Below are 18,259 nucleotides of genomic sequence, written 5' to 3'. Positions count from 1 at the left end.
TATCCCTGCGCCAGGCGGAGATGGCCCCCCATTGGCCCAGCGCCAATGCCATACCCGCTCCAACCATTTATACGCTACTAGTAAGCCCTGCTGATGACATCCGCAACAGCCCTAAAAATTGAAAAGTCAATTATTATGACAAGACATGTGCAATACGGGCGGAAAGGGGTACCTGCCCGGTATGGGAGCAGTAAAGAAGGCCTCCCGGGCACTTTGCTTTCCACAGGTAAAGGGGTACGAGTCAGAAACATGGCTGAGCCATTGTTCCACCGGGGACCCGGCCGCATCTTCCGCAGGCTGGGAACCCGCGCCCAAGTGGCGTTGTGCCAACTCCCCATCACGGTCATAGTGGCCATCATTGCCGTAGCCACACCCTTCGCCTGGCCCTCGCTCACGCACAGCCCCCTGTACCTGGCCGGCATTGCGTTGCACGCAATCCTGTTCCTCGCCTGTTTCCTGGTCCCCTGGGAACGCCTGACGCACCGGGCCTACCTGATCATCCCGGTACTGGACTTCGCGGCCATCGGGTTCCTCCGCAACGGTGCCGCACCGCTGCTGCCTGGCCTGGCCGTGCTGGTGGTCTTCCCGGTGATCTGGCTGTCCGCCTCAGGAATGCTGACCCGGACCAGCCTGGTGCTCAGCTTTGTGGGCCCTTTCCTGATCATGGTCCCGCCAACCGTGACCCACCTCCCGTCCGTCACGGCCTCGGACCTCACCACCGTGGTCCTCTTCCCCCTCATGATGCTCGCCGTTTCCCTGGCCATCCGCTTCGCGAGCGTGAACCTGCGGCTGCAGCAACGCGAACTCGCCGAAAAGGACCGGGAACTCCGTGAGCTGCTGGCCGCAAGCCGGGAACGGGAGAAGCTGCTGGAAACGGTGCTGGACGCCACCGACGTCGGCATAGCCGCCGTCGACCGCTCAGGCCACTTCCTGGTCTCCAACAGCCGGCAGCGCAACTTCCGCCGGGTCACAGGCGCCGACGACGAATTCCCCGGCCGGGGTCACCAGCTGATCTACGGCCAGGACCGGCGGACCCTGCTTCCACCGGACCGGCGGCCCATCAGCCGGGCGATGGCCGGGGAATCATTTGCCGACTACCTGGTGTGGGCGGGCGAGGGCCCGGAACAGCGGGCAGTCTCCACCGCGGCCCGTCCCCTGGTAAGCGAAGACGGCAAGCTCACCGGCGCCGTGGTGGTGTACAGCGATGTGACGGGCTGGGTCGAGTCGCTGGCGGCAAACCAGGACCTGGTGTCCAACGTGTCGCATGAATTCAAGAACCCGCTGAACTCGATTATCGGCAACGTGGACCTGGTTCTCGACGACGTCGCCGACCTGCCGCCGCACGCAGCCAAACGCCTGCTGGTGGTGCAGCGCAACGCGGAGCGGATGATCGACCTCGTGGCTGACCTGACGGCCTCGGCATCCACCACCATGAACGTCCACCCGAAACGGACCGACCTCGCCAGCCTGGTGGAGACCAGCCTCGGTTCTGCGCAGGCGTCGGCGCAGCGGTCCCACGTGGAGTTCGCCGCGGACGTCCCTTCACCGCTCTGGGCCTACGCGGATCCGCTCCGGATCGGCCAGGTACTGGACAACCTGGTGTCCAACGCCATCAAATACTCGCCCGACGGCGGCACGGTGAGCATCAGCGCCGAAGCGGACGCCCAGTGGGTCTCACTCAGCGTCAAGGACACCGGCATGGGGATGTCAGCGGAGGACGCCGCCAGGGTGTTCAACAGATTCTTCCGCGCCGAATCCGCACGTCAGGCCGCCATACCCGGTGCCGGGCTCGGCCTGTCCATCACCCGAATGATCGTGGAGCGGCATGGCGGCACCATCACGTGCCAGAGCGGCGAAGGCCAAGGCAGCACCTTCACGGTGACGTTGCCGGCCGAGGGCCCACCGCCGTCGTTCTAATGTTGGCGCAGGGCCCGTGTCTGTTCCGCGCGGGCCAGCAGTTCGTGGTCGGACGGGTACGCCACTTCCTCCAGCACCAGCGGATGCGGGGCGGCCAAAACTGACTTGGCGTCCCGTTTCTGCAGGAGCAACCGTTCGTGCAGCCAGCCCGGTTCCACGGTGCCCTCCCCCACGTAAAGGGCCGAACCCACCAAGGCCCGGACCATGTTGTGGCAGAACGCATCGGCCTGCACGGTGGCCACGATGACGCCGTCGTCACCGCGGGCGAACTCAAAGCGCTGCAGCTCCCTGATGGTGGTGGCACCTTCGCGCGGCTTGCAGAACGACAGGAAATTTTGCAGGCCCAGCAGCTGCGAGGCACCCTGGTTGAGCAGGCCAACATCCAGCGGATTCTTGTGCCACAGCGTGAAGTACCGTGCCAGCGGATCCCAGAGGGCTGGTCCGTCCGCGATCCGGTAGCTGTAGCGCCGCCAGAGGGCCGAGAAGCGGGCGTCGAAGCCCACAGGCGCCAACGCGATGTCATGGACTTCGACGGCGCCGTGGAGGTCGCCCAGGGCACGGTTCAGCGCGCCACGGAGCCGGCGCAGCAGGGCGACGGCGGGATCGAGTTCGTGCCCGCGCGGCAGTGCCAGCCATTCAGCTTCAGTGAGGTCCAGGTGGACCACCTGGCCGCGGGCGTGGACGCCGGCATCGGTGCGGCCGGCCACGGTGACCCGGACCGCGCGGCGCACCACCAGCTCGATCGCTTCCTCAAGGACTCCCTGGACCGTCCGCAGGCCCGGCTGCAACGCCCACCCGCTGAAGGGTCCGCCGTCGTACGAAAGATCAAGCCGGAGACGCAAAAACCCGCCGCCCCCTAAGACGGGGGCCGCGGGTTTTTGGTGGTTCACAGACCTAAGTCTATGCGAAGCAGGTCAGCGAATTACTTCGCGTCCTTCTCCTCGGCAGCCGGAGCTTCCTCAGCGGCCGGAGCCTCTTCGGTTGCGGCGTCCTCGGCAGCAGGTGCTTCTTCGGTTGCGGCAGCTTCCTCAGCGGCCGGAGCCTCTTCGGCAGCCGGAGCGGCAGCGGCAGCTTCCTTCTTGTCGGCGTCGCGCTTGGCGGCAGAGGTAGCCTCGGCTACGACGGCCTGCTTGGCGGAAACCGGCTCCAGGACCAGTTCGATGACAGCCATGGGAGCGTTGTCGCCCTTGCGGTTGCCGATCTTGGTGATGCGGGTGTAGCCGCCGTCACGGTTCTCCACTGCCTGGGCGATGTCGGTGAACAGCTCGTGGACGACGCCCTTGTTGCTGATCAGGCCAAGAACGCGGCGGCGGGAAGCGAGGTCGCCACGCTTGGCGAAGGTCACCAGGCGCTCTGCGTACGGCTTCAGGCGCTTGGCCTTGGTCACCGTGGTGGTGATCCGCTTGTGCTCGAACAGGGATGCTGCCAGGTTCGCGAGCATGAGGCGCTCGTGAGCCGGGCCGCCTCCGAGGCGCGGACCCTTAGTGGGGGTAGGCATAATTGTTTCTCCTCATGTGGAAGCCGTGGGCGGCACACCATGGTGCTGCCCGCGGCCAAGGTCTGGTTTAGAGTTCGTCGTCGCCGAAGGCGGCGTCGTCCTCTTCGATTGCTGCGGCGCGTGCTGCGAGGTCAAAACCGGGAGGCGAGTCCTTGAGGGACAGGCCCAGTTCAACCAGCTTTGCCTTGACCTCGTCAATGGACTTTGCACCGAAGTTGCGGATGTCCATCAGGTCGGCCTCGGAGCGGGCAACGAGTTCACCCACGGTGTGGATGCCCTCACGCTTGAGGCAGTTGTAGGAACGGACGGTGAGGTCCAGATCCTCGATCGGCAGTGCCATGTCGGCTGCCAGGGCAGCGTCGGTGGGCGACGGGCCGATCTCGATACCTTCAGCTGCGGTGTTCAGCTCACGGGCCAGACCGAACAGTTCCACCAGGGTGGTGCCTGCGGAAGCGACGGCATCGCGCGGGGCGATGGCCTGCTTGGTCTCGACGTCGACAATCAGCTTGTCGAAGTCGGTGCGCTGCTCAACACGGGTTGCTTCCACGCGGAAAGTAACCTTCAGGACCGGCGAGTAGATGGAGTCGACCGGGATACGGCCGATCTCTGCGTCGCCGGACTTGTTCTGAGCTGCCGAAACGTAGCCGCGGCCGCGCTCGATGGTCAGTTCGAGTTCGAACTTGCCCTTCGAGTTCAGCGTGGCGATGTGCAGATCCGGGTTGTGGAATTCGACGCCGGCCGGCGGAGCGATGTCCGCGGCGGTGACGACTCCGGGGCCCTGCTTGCGCAGGTAAGCCACGACGGGCTCGTCGTGCTCGGAGGAAACCGACAGGCTCTTGATGTTAAGGATGATCTCGGTGACATCTTCCTTGACACCCGGAACCGTGGTGAACTCGTGCAGCACACCATCGATCCGGATGCTGGTTACGGCAGCACCGGGGATGGAGGAGAGCAGGGTACGGCGGAGGGAGTTTCCGAGGGTGTAGCCGAAGCCCGGTTCCAGCGGTTCGATGATGAACCGCGAACGGTTTTCGGAGACTACCTCTTCGGAGAGGGTGGGGCGCTGTGCAATGAGCACTTAGGTTTCCTTTCGGCGAGCATCCGCTATATGACGCAACACAGGTGGTGGAAATTCGGTCTGAAGACTTAACGCGCTGGGCTTGCCCGGGCCATCACTGGTCCGGGCAAGCTCCTGCTGCGGAAAAGAATTAGACGCGGCGGCGCTTCGGCGGGCGGCAGCCGTTGTGCGCTGCGGGGGTGACGTCCTGGATGGAGCCAACCTCGAGGCCTGCGGCCTGCAGCGAACGGATTGCGGTTTCGCGCCCGGAACCCGGTCCCTTGACGAAAACGTCAACCTTGCGCATGCCGTGCTCCTGCGCACGCTTGGCAGCGGCTTCGGCAGCCATCTGGGCAGCGAACGGGGTGGACTTGCGCGAGCCCTTGAAGCCAACCTCGCCAGAGGAAGCCCAGGAAATAACAGCACCGGAGGGATCCGTGATGGAAACGATGGTGTTGTTAAAGGTGCTCTTGATGTGCGCCTGGCCAAGCGCGATATTCTTCTTGTCCTTCTTACGCGGCTTGCGAACCGCGCCACGAGTCTTCGGGGGCATTTTTTCTCCTACAGAAAGTTATTGGGGAAAGTCCGTAAATCCCGAGCGGGGATTTTAACGGGCCTTCTTCTTGCCGGCGACGGTACGCTTCGGGCCCTTGCGGGTACGTGCGTTGGTCTTCGTACGCTGACCGCGTACGGGCAGGCCCTTGCGGTGGCGCAGGCCTTCGTAGCTGCCGATTTCAACCTTGCGGCGGATATCTGCTGCTACTTCGCGGCGAAGGTCACCCTCAACCTTGTAGTTGCCTTCAATGTAGTCACGCAGCTCAACCAGCTGGGCGTCAGTCAGGTCCTTGACGCGAACGTCAGCGCTGATGCCCGTGGCAGCCAGGGTTTCGTGTGCACGGGTCTTGCCCACGCCGTAGATGTAAGTAAGCGCAATTTCCAGCCGCTTTTCGCGGGGAATGTCTACGCCAGCGAGACGAGCCATAGTGGCAGTACTCCTTGATAAACCGGAGGTCGTAGGCAGTACACCCGCACATTCCGTACGGCCCCAGCCTCCGACCGGGGGTTAGCTGTCCGGACTCTTTCGAGCTCAATGTTCCAGATCAGCTTGTGCTGCCTTTATTTACTTGCGTGGGTTAGCAACCCAGGATTTCCTTCAGGGAAGGAAATTAGCCCTGGCGCTGCTTGTGGCGCGGGTTCTCGCAGATCACCATGACCCGGCCGTTACGGCGGATCACTTTGCACTTTTCGCAGATCTGCTTGACGCTCGGCTTGACCTTCATGGCGTTCCTTTGCGTGTAACAGTTGGTCAGCTGGAGCAGCAGTCAGCATGCGCTGCAGCTGCCCAGCAATTTACTTGTAGCGGTAGACGATACGACCACGGGTGAGGTCGTACGGGCTCAGCTCCACCACTACGCGGTCCTCGGGGAGGATCCGGATGTAGTGCTGACGCATCTTTCCAGAGATGTGTGCCAGAACGATGTGCTTGTTGGTGAGCTCAACGCGAAACATCGCGTTAGGCAGCGCCTCGGTCACAACGCCTTCGATCTCAATGACCCCGTCCTTCTTGGCCATACCCTCCGCTAACTGTTGTTGCCGCAGCCCCGCCGGATTGCACCGGACATGACTACGAACGTTTTTGTTGGATCGATTGCCATCTCCAAGCCCAAAAGGGCGCGGCAGTCCAGACAACCAACAGACAACACTACGCCATCTGGCGGCGAAAGTTAAATCCAGCCATGCTAGCGCATCCGGTCGCCGTATGCACCATACGCACCCGCAGGAGTGGTCACGGCCTCCGCGCTGGCCACGCCGTCCAGGACGGCCAGGCGGACGACGTCGGCTGCCGCGCTTTGCAGCGAAATGAGGCTGGTTTGCCGGGCGGCTTCGTCCGTGCGGTCCAGCGCCAGGGCGCCGGACGCGAGGCAGAATACGGTATCCCCGTCGGCGAGGGTGTGGCTCGGATTCAGGGCCCGGGCAATCCCGGCGTGTGAGGCAGATGCCGTGCGCTTGCACTCCGCCGCATCCAGCACGGCATTGGTGGCCACGACGACCAGGGTGGTGTTCAACGGCGCCGGACGTCCCGGCTTGTCCTCCCGGTGATGGAGCCTGTCGGAATCCAGGGTTCGGTTCTCGACAAGCCCACCCACGGGGAGCCCGAGTGCGTTGACTATGGCCAGCGCACCCACAACTACGCCGTTCTCCAGCATGACCGATGCTGTTCCCACGCCACCTTTGAACTGTCCCCTGCCGATGAGGGCTCCGGTGCCGGCACCGACGTTGCCGCGCTCGACGTCGTGCCCCTCCGGTTGTGCCGACGCGGCGGCGGCTGCCGCGAAGCCCATGTCCGACGTCGGCCGTGCGGCGAAGTCGCCACCCCTGCCAAGGTCGAAGATCGCGGCTGCCGGAACGATGGGCACGACTCCCCCGGGCACGGCGAACCCGCGGCCGTTGGCCTCGCACCAGGCTTGGGCGCCGGCGGCGGCGGCAAGCCCGTAGGCGCTGCCACCGGCCAAGACCACCGCATCCACGGTGCTGACCAGCGTGGTGGGGTCGAGCGCATCCGTTTCGTGGGTGGCGGGGCCGCCGCCCTGGACGTCCACCGACCCCTTGGTGCCCGGCGGCGGCAGGACCACCGTGACTCCGGTCAGCCAGCCATCGCCGGTCCGCTGGTGGTGGCCTACCCGGATGCCCGGGACGTCTGCAATGGTTCCCATGCCCCTATTCTGCACGTCGCGGGCGCGCCCCTGCCGCAAGGGCAAACTTTATGCGAGACTGCATCCAACACAGCGTTAACGGGCGACGAAGCCTCGGATAACAGTCCTTCGAGAAGGGCAAATGCGGGCTTCAGCCCACTGACGGTCTGGTGTAGTTAGTCCCTAGATTCAGCCAGTGCCCGCCACGAGCAGGCTCCCGACCCGGGAGAGACACGCATGACCCGTCAACTCGCCCCGCATCCGTCCGCCAAGCCCAAGCGGCCGCCAGGACCCGCAGCGAAAATTCCGCACCGGCGGTGGACCGCAAGGAACCGCCGGGACTTCTTTGTTTTCCTTGCCATGGCGCTGCCCAACCTGGTGCTGATCGCCGTCTTCACCTACCGTCCGCTGATCAGCAACATGTACTACTCCACGCTGGACTGGACGCTGGGTTCCCCCACCGCCACCGTCGTGGGCCTGGCCAACTACGCCACCTTCTTCACCAGCAATGACGCCCCCAAGGTCCTGGGGACCACCGCCGTGTTCGCCGTGGTGACGGTGGGCGGATCCATGCTGCTGGGCCTGCTGGTGGCGGTGGCGCTGAACGGGAAGATCCGTGGCACCACGTTTGCCCGGTCCGCCGTGTTTGCGCCCTACGTGCTCTCCGGCGTGGGCGTAGGCCTGGTGTGGCTGTTCATCTTCGACCCCGGCTACGGCGTCCTCGCCTGGCTGCTGCGCGGCATCGGCCAGCAGAGCCCACAGTGGATCAACGACCCCCAGTTGTCGCTGGTCATGGTGATCCTGGTGTACGTCTGGAAGAACCTTGGCTATTGCGCCGTGGTGTACCTTGCCGGGCTGCAGTCCCTGCCGAAGGACGTCATGGAAGCTGCATCCCTCGACGGTGCGAACGGGTTCCGGCGTTTCCTGAGCATCTCGCTGCCGCTGTTGTCCCCCACCACGTTCTTCCTCCTCATCACCACCATGCTCAGCTCGTTGCAGGCCTTTGACCTCATCCGCATCATGACGCCGCTGGGCGCCGGCACCAGCACCCTGATCTACGAGGCCTACCTCCAAGCGTTCGGGGCGTACAACCGGGCCGGCTATTCGGCAGCCATTTCCGTGGTGCTGTTTGCCATCCTCCTGGTGATCACCGTGCTGCAGCTGCGCTTCGTGGAACGAAAGGTGCACTACTCGTGACGTCCCTATCACCGGTCAACTCGGACCCGGCGGCCCCGGCGGTGTCGACGCCGGATCCGGCCCTCCGCCCCGACCGCCCCTTTTCGCGCCGAAACCTTGTCCAGACGATTGTTGGCGGCTACCTGCCGCTGCTCATTGCCACGCTGGTGGTGTTCCTGCCCCTGCTCTGGATGGTCCTCAGCTCCTTCAAGTCCTCCGGGGAGATTGTCACCACGGACCTGAAGATCCTCCCGGAGAGCCTGAACCTGGAGAACTATCGGACCGCCATGACCACCGTCCCGTTTGGACAGTTCTTCCTGAACAGCACCATCGTTACCCTGGCGGGGGCCACCATCAAGGTGCTGCTCGCGATCCTGACGGCGTACGCGCTGGTCTTTGTCCGCTTCCCGTTCCGGAACTTCATCTTCCTGTTGATCCTGGTGGCCCTCATGGTGCCGCCGCAGGTTTCCATCCTGCCCAACTTCATCCTGATCGCCGGGATCGGCGGAAAGAACACCCTGTGGGGCATCATCCTGCCGGGCCTCGGCACCGCGTTCGGCACCTTCCTGCTGCGCCAACACTTCCGGACCCTGCCCGCCTCCATCCTGGAATCGGCGGAAATGGACGGGGCCGGGCACTGGCGCCGGCTGTGGCAGATCGTGGTTCCGGTCTCGGTCCCCTCCATCGCCACGGTGGCGCTGGTGACCATTGTGACCGAATGGAACGACTACATCTGGCCGCTGATCATCACGGACCGGCCGGAGACCATGACCCTCCCGGTGGGCCTGACGCTGTTGCAAAACAGTGAGAGCAACGCCGCCGGCTGGGGCGTGCTCATGGCCGGTGCCGTCCTGGTCATCGTGCCCATCCTGATCATCTTCGCGGCCCTGCAGCGCTACATCGTGGCGGGCCTCACCCAAGGCAGCGTGACCGGCTAAGCTGCCGGCCGCCGTCGAACTTCCACCTTCCACAAGGCAACAACCGAAAGGAACTCTCATGGCATTGCATCTGGACCGGAGGCATTTCCTGGGCCTGGCAGGGGCTACCGCCTCCGCGGCCGCCCTGGCAGCATGCGGCGGACCCTCAACCACCGGCGGCGGCCAGGCCACGTCCCAAGCGGCCGACATCGACTTCAGCGGGGTAAAGCCTGCGGCCAAGATCGACTTCTGGTCCAGCCACCCTGGCCAGTCCCAGGACGTCGAAAAGAGCCTGATCGACAAATTCCACGCCCAGAACCCGGACATCACGGTCAACCTGGTTACGGCCGGCGCCAACTATGAGGAGATCGCCCAGAAATTCCAGACCGCGCAGGCGGCCAAGTCGGGCCTCCCCGGCGTCGTGGTCCTGTCCGACGTCTGGTGGTTCCGCTATTACACCAACGGCAGCATCATCCCCGTCGACAGCCTCACCAAGCAGCTGGACATGAAGATGGACGATTTCCAGAAGTCCTTGGTGGACGACTACAAATACGACGGCAAGCAGTGGGCCCTCCCCTACGGCCGCTCAACGCCCCTGTTCTACTACAACAAGGATCACTTCGCCGCCGCGGGCCTGCCCGACCGCGCCCCCAAGACCTGGGACGAGTTCGGGGAATGGGCACCCAAGCTGAAGGCGAGCTCCGGCGCCCAGTACGCCTACATCTACCCGGCCCTGGCCGGCTATGCGGGGTGGACGCTGCAGAACATGCTGTGGGGCTGGGGCGGCGGCTGGTCCAACGAATGGGACATCACGTGCGACTCAACCGAGTCCGTGGCGGCGCTGCAGTGGGCCCAGGACTCGATCTACAAGGACAAGTGGGCGGGCGTCTCCTCCAAGGAAGCCGCTGACGATTTCTCCGCCGGCCTGACCTCCACCACTATTTCCTCCACCGGCTCGCTGCTGGGAATCCTGAAGTCCGCCAAGTTCAATGTGGGCGTAGGCTTCCTGCCGGGCGGCCCGAAGGCGCAGTCCAACGTATGCCCCACCGGCGGCGCCGGCCTGGGCATTCCGAGCGGGATCACCAAGGAGGAACAGCTGGCCGCGGGTACGTTCCTGAAGTTCATCACGCAGCCGGAGAGCACCGCGGAGTTCTCTGCCGCCACCGGCTACATGCCCACCCGCAAGTCTGCCGACATGACGGCGGTCCTGGCCAAGACGCCGCAGATCAAAACGGCAATGGACCAACTGGCCGTCACGAAGGTCCAGGACAACGCCCGGGTGTTCCTGCCGGGCGCAGACCAGGAGATGGCCAAGGCTGCCGCGAAGATCCTCACCCAGCAGGGCGAGGTCAAGTCCTCCATGACGGACCTGAAGAGCACCCTGCAGGGAATCTACGACCGGGATGTGAAGCCGAAGCTGAAGGCTTAGCGCTTTTCGACACGCGAAAGCCCTGGCGAACGCCGTTTTGGGTTCGCCAGGGCTTTTGTGTGTCGCTGAGGAAGACTCGCGTCGTACCGCTCTTGGCGGGTCGGGCTAAGGGATGGGGACGGGTGTGACGCCCAGCGGCACCAGGTGCTCCGCGCCGCCGTCGGGGGCCGAAAGCACCCAGATGCCCTTCTCGTGCACAGCAACCGAATGCTCCCACTGGCAGGACCGCTTGCCGTCGGTGGTGACCACGGTCCAGTCGTCCTCAAGAACCGCGGTGTCGATGCCGCCACGGACCAGCATGGGTTCGATGGCAAGGCACAGGCCCGGCTTGATCTTCGGTCCCCGGTGGTTGGTGCGGTAGTTCAACACGTCCGGGGCCATGTGCATCTCGGAGCCGATGCCGTGGCCAACGTAGTCCTCCAGGATGCCCAGGGGCTTGCCCGGAATGGAAGAGACGTAATCGTCGATGGCGGCACCGATATCGCCCACATGGCTTCCCGTAGCCAGCGCCGCGATGCCACGCCACATGGCTGCCTCGGTGACGTCGGAGAGCCGCAGGTCTTCCGGATCCGCTGTGCCCACGATCACGGACCGCGCGGAATCGGAGTGCCAACCGTTGACGATTGCCCCGCCGTCGATGGAAATAATGTCACCGTCCTGCAGGACCCGGCTGCCCGGGATACCGTGGACCACTTCCTCGTTCACGGACGTGCAGATGGCGGCCGGGAAGCCGTGGTAGCCCAGGAAGTTGGATTTCGCGCCCGCTTCGTTGAGGACCGCTGCAAAGACGTCGTCCAGGTGCTTGGTGGTGACGCCAGGCACCGCGGCGGCGACGGCGGCGTCCAGCGCGCGGCTGAGGACCAGTCCTGCTTCATGCATGGTGCGCATCTGGGCGTTGTTCTTGAATTCGATGCGGGGTTGGCCGAAGGCCATGGTGTGTCCTTTCAAATGGCTGAGGCTCCTCCCGGATTCCGGGAGGAGCCTCGATAACCGTGGCGCCTTGGGTCAGGCTGCCTGTGCGGCCTTGATGGCCTGCATCACGCGGTTGGTTACTTCGTCGATGGGACCGATCCCGTCCACCTGGGTCAGGATGCCACGCTCGGCATACTTCGCCACTACGGCCTCCGTCTGCTCGTGGTAGAGGTCAAGGCGGTGGCGGATGACGGCTTCGTTGTCGTCGCTCCGGCCCGTTTCCTTGGCCCGGCCCAGGAGGCGGTGAACCAGTTCCTCGTCGTCGGCCGTCAGCTGCAGCACCACGTCGAGCTTCTCGTCGCCGTCGGCGAGGATCTCGTCAAGATAGTCCACCTGCGCGGTGGTGCGCGGGTAGCCGTCCAGCAGGAAGCCGTTTTCGACGTCGGATTCGCCCAGCCGGTCGCGGACCATCTTGTTGGTCACGCTGTCCGGCACGAAGTCACCGTTGTCCATGTACTTCTTCGCCTCGATGCCGAGCGGGGTTTCGCCCTTCACGTTGGCGCGGAAGATGTCGCCGGTGGAGATGGCCACAACGCCAAGGCGTTCTGAAATCCGCTCCGCCTGCGTTCCTTTTCCGGAACCGGGAGGTCCAATAATCAGCATTCTCGTCATCGCAAAAGCCCTTCGTAGTGACGTTGTTGTAGCTGCGCATCAATTTGCTTGACGGTCTCCAGGCCAACGCCCACCATGATCAGGATCGAGGTGCCACCGAACGGGAAGTTCTGGTTTGCGTTGATCAGTACCAGTGCCACCAGTGGAATCAGTGCCACGAAACCCAGGTAGAGGGCGCCGGGCAGGGTGATTCGCGAGAGCACGTACTGCAGGTAGTCCGCGGTCGGCCGGCCGGCGCGGATACCTGGAATGAAGCCGCCGTACTTCTTCATGTTGTCCGAGACTTCTTCAGGGTTGAAGGTAATCGCGACGTAGAAGTAGGTGAAGAACACGATCAGGAGGAAGTAAACCGCCATGTAGATCGGGTGGTCACCGCGGGTCAGGTTGTTGTTGATCCATTCAACCCACGGCTGGAGCTGCTCGCCGTTTCGAGGCTGGTTGAACTGTGCGATCAGCCCTGGAATGTAAAGCATGGAGGAAGCGAAGATCACCGGAATGACGCCGGCCATGTTCACTTTGATGGGAATGTAGGTGCTGGTTCCGCCCACGGTCCGGCGGCCGATCATCCGCTTGGCGTACTGGACCGGAACGCGCCGCTGGGACTGTTCCACGAAGACCACCAGGGCAACCGTGAGAAGGCCCACCACCAGGACGAGGAAGAAAGTCCCCGGTCCCTGGGAGGTCCAGATCGCGCCGAGCGAGGTGGGGAACTGCGCTGCGATAGAGGTGAAGATCAGCAGCGACATGCCGTTGCCCACACCCTTTTCGGTGACGAGCTCGCCCATCCACATGATCAGGCCGGTGCCGGCCGTGAGGGTGATGATGATCAGGATGGTGGTGATGATGCTCGTGTCCGGGATCACCGGGAGCTGGCAGCCCGGCAGAAGCTGGCCGGAGCGGGCCAGGGACACCAAAGTGGTGGCGTTGAGCAGGCCCAGGGCGATGGTGAGGTAGCGGGTGTACTGGGTCAGCTTGGACTGGCCCGATGCGCCCTCGTCGTAGAGCTGCTGGAACCGGGGAATGACCACCCGGAGCAGCTGGACGATGATGCTGGCCGTGATGTACGGCATGATGCCCAGGGCGAAGATGGACACCTGGAGCAACGCGCCGCCGCTGAAAAGGTTGACGAGCTGGTACAGCCCGCCGGCAGTCTGACCGTTATGCAAGCATTGCTGGACATTCTGGTAGTTCACACCGGGCGAGGGAATGAAAGCACCCAAGCGGAAGATGGTGATGATTCCCAGCGTGAACAACAACTTGCGTCGCAGATCAGGCGTGCGAAAGGCCCGGCCAAATGCGCTAAGCAAGCGTCCTCCTGTGGTGTCAATAAGAGTGGGGTTGCGGAACTTGATAAATCCCGACATCCGAGTCTAACGGTTGGATGCGCGATGCGAACAATCCATCCCGGCCGGGGTGCGCCGGAAGGCAGGAAAAAATCGCCCGGCGGATATGAAAAACTCCCGGTATCCGGGGCCAAAGCCCGCGGATACCGGGAGTTCAACAGCTGGCGCCGTCCCTTTAGAGGGCGGTGGTGCTTCCGCCTGCTGCGGCAATCTTTTCTGCGGCGCTGGCCGAGAATGCGTGGGCGGTGACGTCAACCTTGACGGTGATGTCGCCGGTGCCCAGCACCTTGACGGGCTGGTTCTTGCGAACGGCACCCTTTTCGACCAGGTTCTCCACGGTGACTGCGCCACCTTCCGGGAACAGCTCGTTGAGCTTGTCCAGGTTTACAACCTGGAACTCAACCCGGAACGGGTTCTTGAAGCCGCGCAGCTTCGGCAGGCGCATGTGCAGCGGCAGCTGGCCGCCGGCAAAGCCAGCCTTCACCTGGTAACGGGCAGCCGTACCCTTGGTACCGCGGCCGGCGGTCTTACCCTTGGATGCCTCACCACGACCAACACGGGTCTTGGCGGTCTTGGCACCCGGAGCGGGACGCAGGTGGTGAACCTTCAGGGCGTTCTGCTTCTCAGCAGCCTGTGCCTTATCAGCAGTGTTCTCTGCCATTTACTTCGCCTCCTCTACCTTTACCAGGTGCGGAACCGTGTTGATCATCCCGACGGTCACGGCGTCGGCGGTGCGGACAACGGTGTGTCCGATCCGCTTCAGGCCGAGCGACCGCAGGGTGTCGCGCTGGTTCTGCTTGCCGCCAATGGCGGACTTGATCTGAGTGATCTCCAACTGAGCGTCGGAGGGGACCAGGTTCTTAGCCATGACTAGGCACCTGCCTTCGGGGCGAGAAGGGCCTTCACCAGTGCCTGGGGAGCAACCTCGTCCAGCGGCAGGCCGCGGCGTGCTGCCACGGATGCCGGCTCTTCGAGGCGCTTCAGGGCATCAACGGTCGCGTGAACGATGTTGATGGCGTTGGAGGAACCGAGCGACTTGGAGAGGATGTCGTGGATACCCACGCACTCCAGTACTGCACGGACCGGACCACCGGCGATAACACCGGTACCGGCGGAGGCCGGACGCAGCATTACGACGCCGGCAGCGGCTTCACCCTGAACACGGTGCGGGATGGTGCTGCCGACGCGGGGAACGCGGAAGAAGGACTTCTTGGCCTCTTCAACGCCCTTGGCGATAGCAGCGGGAACTTCCTTGGCCTTGCCGTAGCCGACGCCGACCATGCCGTTACCGTCACCAACGACCACCAGAGCGGTGAAGCTGAAGCGACGACCACCCTTGACGACCTTGGAAACGCGGTTGATGGTGACAACGCGCTCTACGAACTGGTTCTTTTCGGCTTCACGGCCACCGTCGCGGCCGCCACGGCCACCGCGGTCGCCGCGGCCCTGGCCACGGTCTCCACGCTCGCCGCGACGGGCGCCACCACGGCGGTCCTCGGCAGCGGGGGCAGTGGTCTCAGCAGCTGCGGCTTCGGGCGCCTTCTGATCTGCAGACACAGTGTCCTTTTCCTTGTTTGCTTCGGTCACAGTGACAGCCCACCTTCGCGTGCACCGTCGGCGACGGCGGCGATCCGGCCGTGGTACTTGTTACCACCACGGTCGAATACGACAGCCTCGACACCGGCAGCCTTTGCACGTTCGGCAACGAGCTCGCCGACGCGCTTGGCCTTGGCAGTCTTGTCACCGTCGAATGCACGAAGGTCAGCTTCCAGAGTGGACGCGCTTGCTACGGTCTGGCCAATGCTGTCATCGACAACCTGGACAAATACGTGGCGTGCGGAGCGGTTAACCACCAAACGGGGGCGGGCAGCCGTACCGGCAATGCGCTTGCGGATACGAAGCTGGCGGCGGCTGCGTGCAGCTGCCTTGCTCTTGTTCGTACGCTTCTTGTTAATGGCGATGGCCATGGTTACTTACCAGCCTTTCCGACCTTGCGGCGGATGACTTCGCCGGCGTAACGGATGCCCTTGCCCTTGTAGGGGTCAGGCTTGCGCAGCTTGCGAATGTTGGCAGCAACTTCGCCGACCTGCTGCTTGTTGATGCCTGAGACAGAGAGCTTGGTCGGACCCTCTACTGCAAAGGTGATGCCGGCCGGAGCGGAAACGCTGACCGGGTGGCTGAAGCCGAGAGCGAACTCAAGGTCAGATCCCTTGGCCTGAACGCGGTAACCGGTACCGACGATTTCAAGCTTCTTCTCGTAGCCTGCGGTGACGCCCTGGATCATGTTGGCGATCAGGGTGCGGGTCAGGCCGTGGAGTGAACGGGAGGCGCGCTCATCGTTCGGGCGGGTAACGGTCAGGGTGTTCTCGTCCAGGGCAACCTCGATGGGGCTGGCCACAGTGTGGCTAAGCTCCCCCTTGGAACCCTTGACGCTGACGACAGAGCCGTCAACCTTGACCTCAACGCCGGCAGGAACGGTGATGGGGAGACGTCCAATACGTGACATTATTCTCTTCCTTTCCCGTTACCAGACGTACGCGAGGACTTCGCCGCCCACGCCCTTCTTGCCGGCCTGCTTGTCAGTCAGGAGGCCGGAAGAGGTGGACAGGATTGCGATACCCAGGCCACCGAGCACGTGCGGGAGGTTGGTGGACTTCGCGTAAACGCGGAGACCCGGCTTGGAGATCCGGCGTACACCGGCGATGGAACGCTCGCGGTTCGGACCGAACTTGAGTTCGAGGGTCAACTTCTTGCCAACCTCTGCGTCCTCTTCCTTCCAGCCGGCGATGAAACCTTCGGCCTTGAGGATGTCGGCAACGCGTGCCTTGAGCTTGCTGTACGGCATAGTCACGGAGTCGTGGTACGCCGAGTTTGCGTTACGCAGGCGCGTAAGCATATCTGCGACAGGATCTGTCATTGTCATGTGGGCTCATGCCCTTCCTCATAACGGTTTCCGCCGTTCCGTCCCCTGGGGAGCGGAGCAGCCGGACCTTTTACGTAGTTAATTAAGCTTCGGTTTTGAACGGGAAACCAAGCGCCTTGAGCAGCGCACGGCCTTCGTCGTCGGTCTTCGCAGTGGTGACAACCGTGATGTCCATACCGCGGACGCGGTCGATCTTGTCCTGGTCGATTTCGTGGAACATAACCTGCTCGGTAAGACCGAAGGTGTAGTTGCCATTGCCATCGAACTGCTTGCCACTGAGGCCGCGGAAGTCGCGGATACGGGGCAGGGCCAGGCTGACCAGGCGGTCCACGAATTCCCACATGCGGTCGCCACGCAGGGTTGCGTGTGCACCGATGGGCATGCCTTCGCGCAGCTTGAACTGTGCGATCGACTTGCGGGCCTTGGTAACCTGCGGCTTCTGGCCGGTGATCTGGGTGAGGTCGCGGACAGCGCCGTCGATCAGCTTGGAGTCCTTGGCGGCATCTCCAACACCCATGTTCACAACAACCTTCACCAGACGGGGTACCTGGTTCACGTTCGAGTACTTGAATTCATCCTGCAGCGCAGCCTTGATGGATTCGGCGTACTTGGTCTTCAGACGAGGAACGATCTTCGTTGCCGGGGTCTCGATAGTCTCGGTCATTAGATGTCCTTCCCGGTGCTCTTGGACACGCGGATGCGGACGGTCTTCTTGACGCCGTTCTTCTCCACAGTGTCGAGGCGGAAGCCCACGCGGGTCGGCTTCTTGGTCGACGGGTCAACCAGGGCCACGTTGGAAACGTGAATCGGGGCCTCTACAACCTCGATGCCGCCGGTCTTGGTGCCGCGCTGCGACTGTCCAACCCGAGTGTGCTTGGTGACGCGGTTAACGCCCTCAACCAGCACGCGGTTGGTGTCGGTGAAAACGCGCAGAACCTTGCCCTGCTTGCCACGGTCGCCGCCGCGCTCAGCCTTGGCGCCAGTGATGACCTGAACCAGGTCACCCTTCTTGATCTTTGCAGCCATGGACTAGAGCACCTCCGGAGCCAGAGAAACGATCTTCATGAACTTCTTGTCACGCAGTTCACGACCAACCGGTCCGAAGATACGGGTACCGCGGGGGTCACCGTCGTTCTTCAGGATCACAGCTGCGTTCTCGTCAAACTTGATGTAGGAACCATCCGCACGGCGGCGTTCCTTCTTGGTACGGACGATAACGGCCTTGACCACATCGCCCTTCTTTACGTTGCCGCCCGGGATTGCATCCTTGACGGTGGCGACGATGACGTCGCCGATGCCTGCGTAGCGACGGCCGGATCCACCGAGAACGCGAATGGTAAGGATTTCCTTAGCACCCGTGTTGTCGGCGACCTTCAGTCGCGACTCCTGCTGAATCACTATTTACTCCTTGCGTCGCGCCGGTTCTCAGGCCGTGGTCTTGCTACGGAATGAGCCTTGCGGAACGGTTGATCGGGGTGTCTCTTGACCTGCCTGGATTTTGCCAGACCAGGCCTAAACGCCCGTGCCAGAAGCAGTTGCTCCCATCCGGTCCGGGACGGATCCCGGGCGCACAGGGGCACTATGCTGTGGCACGCTTGTTTACGAGGTTGATGACGGCGCACAGAAGGCGCCATACAAACTCAATATCCTAGCACGTTTTCCGCCAGTCCCCATATCACCCCTCGCATCCGCACCGCAAGACGGACGACGGCGTCACGCACG

Annotated in this window: 24 protein-coding genes; 4 read left to right on the top strand and 20 right to left on the bottom strand. The window is 63.3% G+C overall.

Annotated features, from left to right (window positions below; all coding sequences use genetic code 11):
* The first annotated feature begins 249 nt into the window (after nucleotides 1-249).
* The gene (locus AC4EEO_RS05080) at nucleotides 250-1,917 is read left to right on the top strand and encodes a sensor histidine kinase (RefSeq protein ID WP_491340024.1); all 1,668 of its coding nucleotides are present in this window, start codon (nucleotides 250-252) and stop codon (nucleotides 1,915-1,917) included.
* On the opposite strand, the gene AC4EEO_RS05075 is transcribed toward AC4EEO_RS05080, so the two are convergent.
* From AC4EEO_RS05075 to AC4EEO_RS05040, 8 genes are all read right to left on the bottom strand, one after another.
* Nucleotides 1,914-2,807: a tRNA pseudouridine synthase A gene (locus tag AC4EEO_RS05075; protein WP_491330284.1), complete on the bottom strand. Its 894-nt coding sequence runs from the start codon at nucleotides 2,805-2,807 to the stop codon at nucleotides 1,914-1,916. The two genes, AC4EEO_RS05080 and AC4EEO_RS05075, sit on opposite strands and share 4 nt — an antisense overlap.
* Nucleotides 2,808-2,839: 32 nt before the next feature.
* Nucleotides 2,840-3,415 carry a 50S ribosomal protein L17 gene (gene rplQ, locus AC4EEO_RS05070; protein ID WP_109044358.1) on the bottom strand — a complete coding sequence of 192 codons (576 nt, stop codon included), beginning with the start codon at nucleotides 3,413-3,415 and terminating at the stop codon, nucleotides 2,840-2,842.
* A 67-nt stretch (nucleotides 3,416-3,482) separates the two neighbouring features.
* Nucleotides 3,483-4,493, bottom strand: coding sequence for a DNA-directed RNA polymerase subunit alpha (locus AC4EEO_RS05065; RefSeq protein ID WP_013601812.1), 1,011 nt, complete (start codon nucleotides 4,491-4,493; stop codon nucleotides 3,483-3,485).
* 130 nt (nucleotides 4,494-4,623) lie between these two features.
* The gene (gene rpsK / locus AC4EEO_RS05060) at nucleotides 4,624-5,025 is read right to left on the bottom strand and encodes a 30S ribosomal protein S11 (RefSeq protein ID WP_018760435.1); all 402 of its coding nucleotides are present in this window, start codon (nucleotides 5,023-5,025) and stop codon (nucleotides 4,624-4,626) included.
* 54 nt (nucleotides 5,026-5,079) lie between these two features.
* The gene (rpsM, locus tag AC4EEO_RS05055) at nucleotides 5,080-5,454 is read right to left on the bottom strand and encodes a 30S ribosomal protein S13 (RefSeq protein ID WP_003803743.1); all 375 of its coding nucleotides are present in this window, start codon (nucleotides 5,452-5,454) and stop codon (nucleotides 5,080-5,082) included.
* A 184-nt stretch (nucleotides 5,455-5,638) separates the two neighbouring features.
* Entirely contained in the window at nucleotides 5,639-5,752 is a 114-nt protein-coding gene (gene rpmJ / locus AC4EEO_RS05050; protein WP_009358722.1) for a 50S ribosomal protein L36, read from the bottom strand.
* 70 nt (nucleotides 5,753-5,822) lie between these two features.
* On the bottom strand, nucleotides 5,823-6,044 hold the full coding sequence (gene infA / locus AC4EEO_RS05045) for a translation initiation factor IF-1 (RefSeq protein WP_009358723.1): 222 nt from the start codon (nucleotides 6,042-6,044) through the stop codon (nucleotides 5,823-5,825).
* Between the two features lie 167 nt (nucleotides 6,045-6,211).
* Nucleotides 6,212-7,186 carry a P1 family peptidase gene (locus AC4EEO_RS05040; RefSeq protein WP_491340023.1) on the bottom strand — a complete coding sequence of 325 codons (975 nt, stop codon included), beginning with the start codon at nucleotides 7,184-7,186 and terminating at the stop codon, nucleotides 6,212-6,214.
* Between the two features lie 216 nt (nucleotides 7,187-7,402).
* On the opposite strand from AC4EEO_RS05040, the gene AC4EEO_RS05035 reads away from it, so the two are divergent.
* The 3 genes from AC4EEO_RS05035 to AC4EEO_RS05025 are packed head-to-tail and all read left to right on the top strand — an operon-like array spanning nucleotide 7,403 to nucleotide 10,687.
* Complete coding sequence (locus AC4EEO_RS05035) at nucleotides 7,403-8,362, top strand: carbohydrate ABC transporter permease (RefSeq protein ID WP_491340022.1); 960 nt, start codon at nucleotides 7,403-7,405, stop codon at nucleotides 8,360-8,362.
* Nucleotides 8,359-9,279 (top strand): carbohydrate ABC transporter permease, encoded by a 921-nt coding sequence (locus tag AC4EEO_RS05030; RefSeq protein ID WP_491340021.1) that lies wholly within the window; start codon nucleotides 8,359-8,361, stop codon nucleotides 9,277-9,279. The genes AC4EEO_RS05035 and AC4EEO_RS05030 overlap by 4 nt, the downstream gene beginning before the upstream one ends.
* A gap of 58 nt (nucleotides 9,280-9,337) precedes the next feature.
* Nucleotides 9,338-10,687 carry an ABC transporter substrate-binding protein gene (locus AC4EEO_RS05025; RefSeq protein ID WP_285319137.1) on the top strand — a complete coding sequence of 450 codons (1,350 nt, stop codon included), beginning with the start codon at nucleotides 9,338-9,340 and terminating at the stop codon, nucleotides 10,685-10,687.
* 105 nt (nucleotides 10,688-10,792) lie between these two features.
* On the opposite strand, the gene map is transcribed toward AC4EEO_RS05025, so the two are convergent.
* The 12 genes from map to rplN all read right to left on the bottom strand — a co-directional run bounded on the left by map (nucleotide 10,793) and on the right by rplN (nucleotide 17,935).
* Nucleotides 10,793-11,620: a type I methionyl aminopeptidase gene (gene map / locus AC4EEO_RS05020; RefSeq protein ID WP_491340020.1), complete on the bottom strand. Its 828-nt coding sequence runs from the start codon at nucleotides 11,618-11,620 to the stop codon at nucleotides 10,793-10,795.
* Nucleotides 11,621-11,692: 72 nt separating this feature from the next.
* Nucleotides 11,693-12,262: an adenylate kinase gene (locus AC4EEO_RS05015; protein WP_018760442.1), complete on the bottom strand. Its 570-nt coding sequence runs from the start codon at nucleotides 12,260-12,262 to the stop codon at nucleotides 11,693-11,695.
* Between the two features lie 5 nt (nucleotides 12,263-12,267).
* Nucleotides 12,268-13,578 (bottom strand): preprotein translocase subunit SecY, encoded by a 1,311-nt coding sequence (gene secY / locus AC4EEO_RS05010; RefSeq protein ID WP_026264301.1) that lies wholly within the window; start codon nucleotides 13,576-13,578, stop codon nucleotides 12,268-12,270.
* 211 nt (nucleotides 13,579-13,789) lie between these two features.
* Entirely contained in the window at nucleotides 13,790-14,275 is a 486-nt protein-coding gene (gene rplO / locus AC4EEO_RS05005) for a 50S ribosomal protein L15 (RefSeq protein WP_013601817.1), read from the bottom strand.
* Nucleotides 14,276-14,482 (bottom strand): 50S ribosomal protein L30, encoded by a 207-nt coding sequence (gene rpmD, locus AC4EEO_RS05000; protein ID WP_018760444.1) that lies wholly within the window; start codon nucleotides 14,480-14,482, stop codon nucleotides 14,276-14,278.
* A 2-nt stretch (nucleotides 14,483-14,484) separates the two neighbouring features.
* Nucleotides 14,485-15,201: a 30S ribosomal protein S5 gene (gene rpsE / locus AC4EEO_RS04995; protein WP_018760445.1), complete on the bottom strand. Its 717-nt coding sequence runs from the start codon at nucleotides 15,199-15,201 to the stop codon at nucleotides 14,485-14,487.
* Nucleotides 15,198-15,581 (bottom strand): 50S ribosomal protein L18, encoded by a 384-nt coding sequence (gene rplR / locus AC4EEO_RS04990; protein ID WP_018760446.1) that lies wholly within the window; start codon nucleotides 15,579-15,581, stop codon nucleotides 15,198-15,200. Before rplR ends, rpsE begins: the two co-directional genes overlap by 4 nt.
* Nucleotides 15,582-15,583: 2 nt before the next feature.
* On the bottom strand, nucleotides 15,584-16,120 hold the full coding sequence (gene rplF / locus AC4EEO_RS04985) for a 50S ribosomal protein L6 (protein WP_018760447.1): 537 nt from the start codon (nucleotides 16,118-16,120) through the stop codon (nucleotides 15,584-15,586).
* 18 nt (nucleotides 16,121-16,138) lie between these two features.
* Nucleotides 16,139-16,537 carry a 30S ribosomal protein S8 gene (gene rpsH / locus AC4EEO_RS04980; RefSeq protein ID WP_018760448.1) on the bottom strand — a complete coding sequence of 133 codons (399 nt, stop codon included), beginning with the start codon at nucleotides 16,535-16,537 and terminating at the stop codon, nucleotides 16,139-16,141.
* Between the two features lie 82 nt (nucleotides 16,538-16,619).
* A complete protein-coding gene (gene rplE / locus AC4EEO_RS04975; protein ID WP_018760449.1) occupies nucleotides 16,620-17,201 on the bottom strand; it encodes a 50S ribosomal protein L5 in 582 nt (193 codons plus the stop codon).
* A complete protein-coding gene (gene rplX / locus AC4EEO_RS04970; protein ID WP_018760450.1) occupies nucleotides 17,201-17,563 on the bottom strand; it encodes a 50S ribosomal protein L24 in 363 nt (120 codons plus the stop codon). The genes rplE and rplX overlap by 1 nt, the downstream gene beginning before the upstream one ends.
* 3 nt (nucleotides 17,564-17,566) lie before the next feature.
* Nucleotides 17,567-17,935, bottom strand: a complete 369-nt coding sequence (gene rplN, locus AC4EEO_RS04965) for a 50S ribosomal protein L14 (protein ID WP_003803789.1) — start codon at nucleotides 17,933-17,935, stop codon at nucleotides 17,567-17,569.
* Nucleotides 17,936-18,259 lie beyond the last annotated feature (324 nt).

The organism is Pseudarthrobacter sp. MOO13 (genome assembly GCF_058267655.1).
Note: the sequence above shows the minus strand (reverse complement) of the source record. Positions and strands in the feature narration are given on the sequence as shown.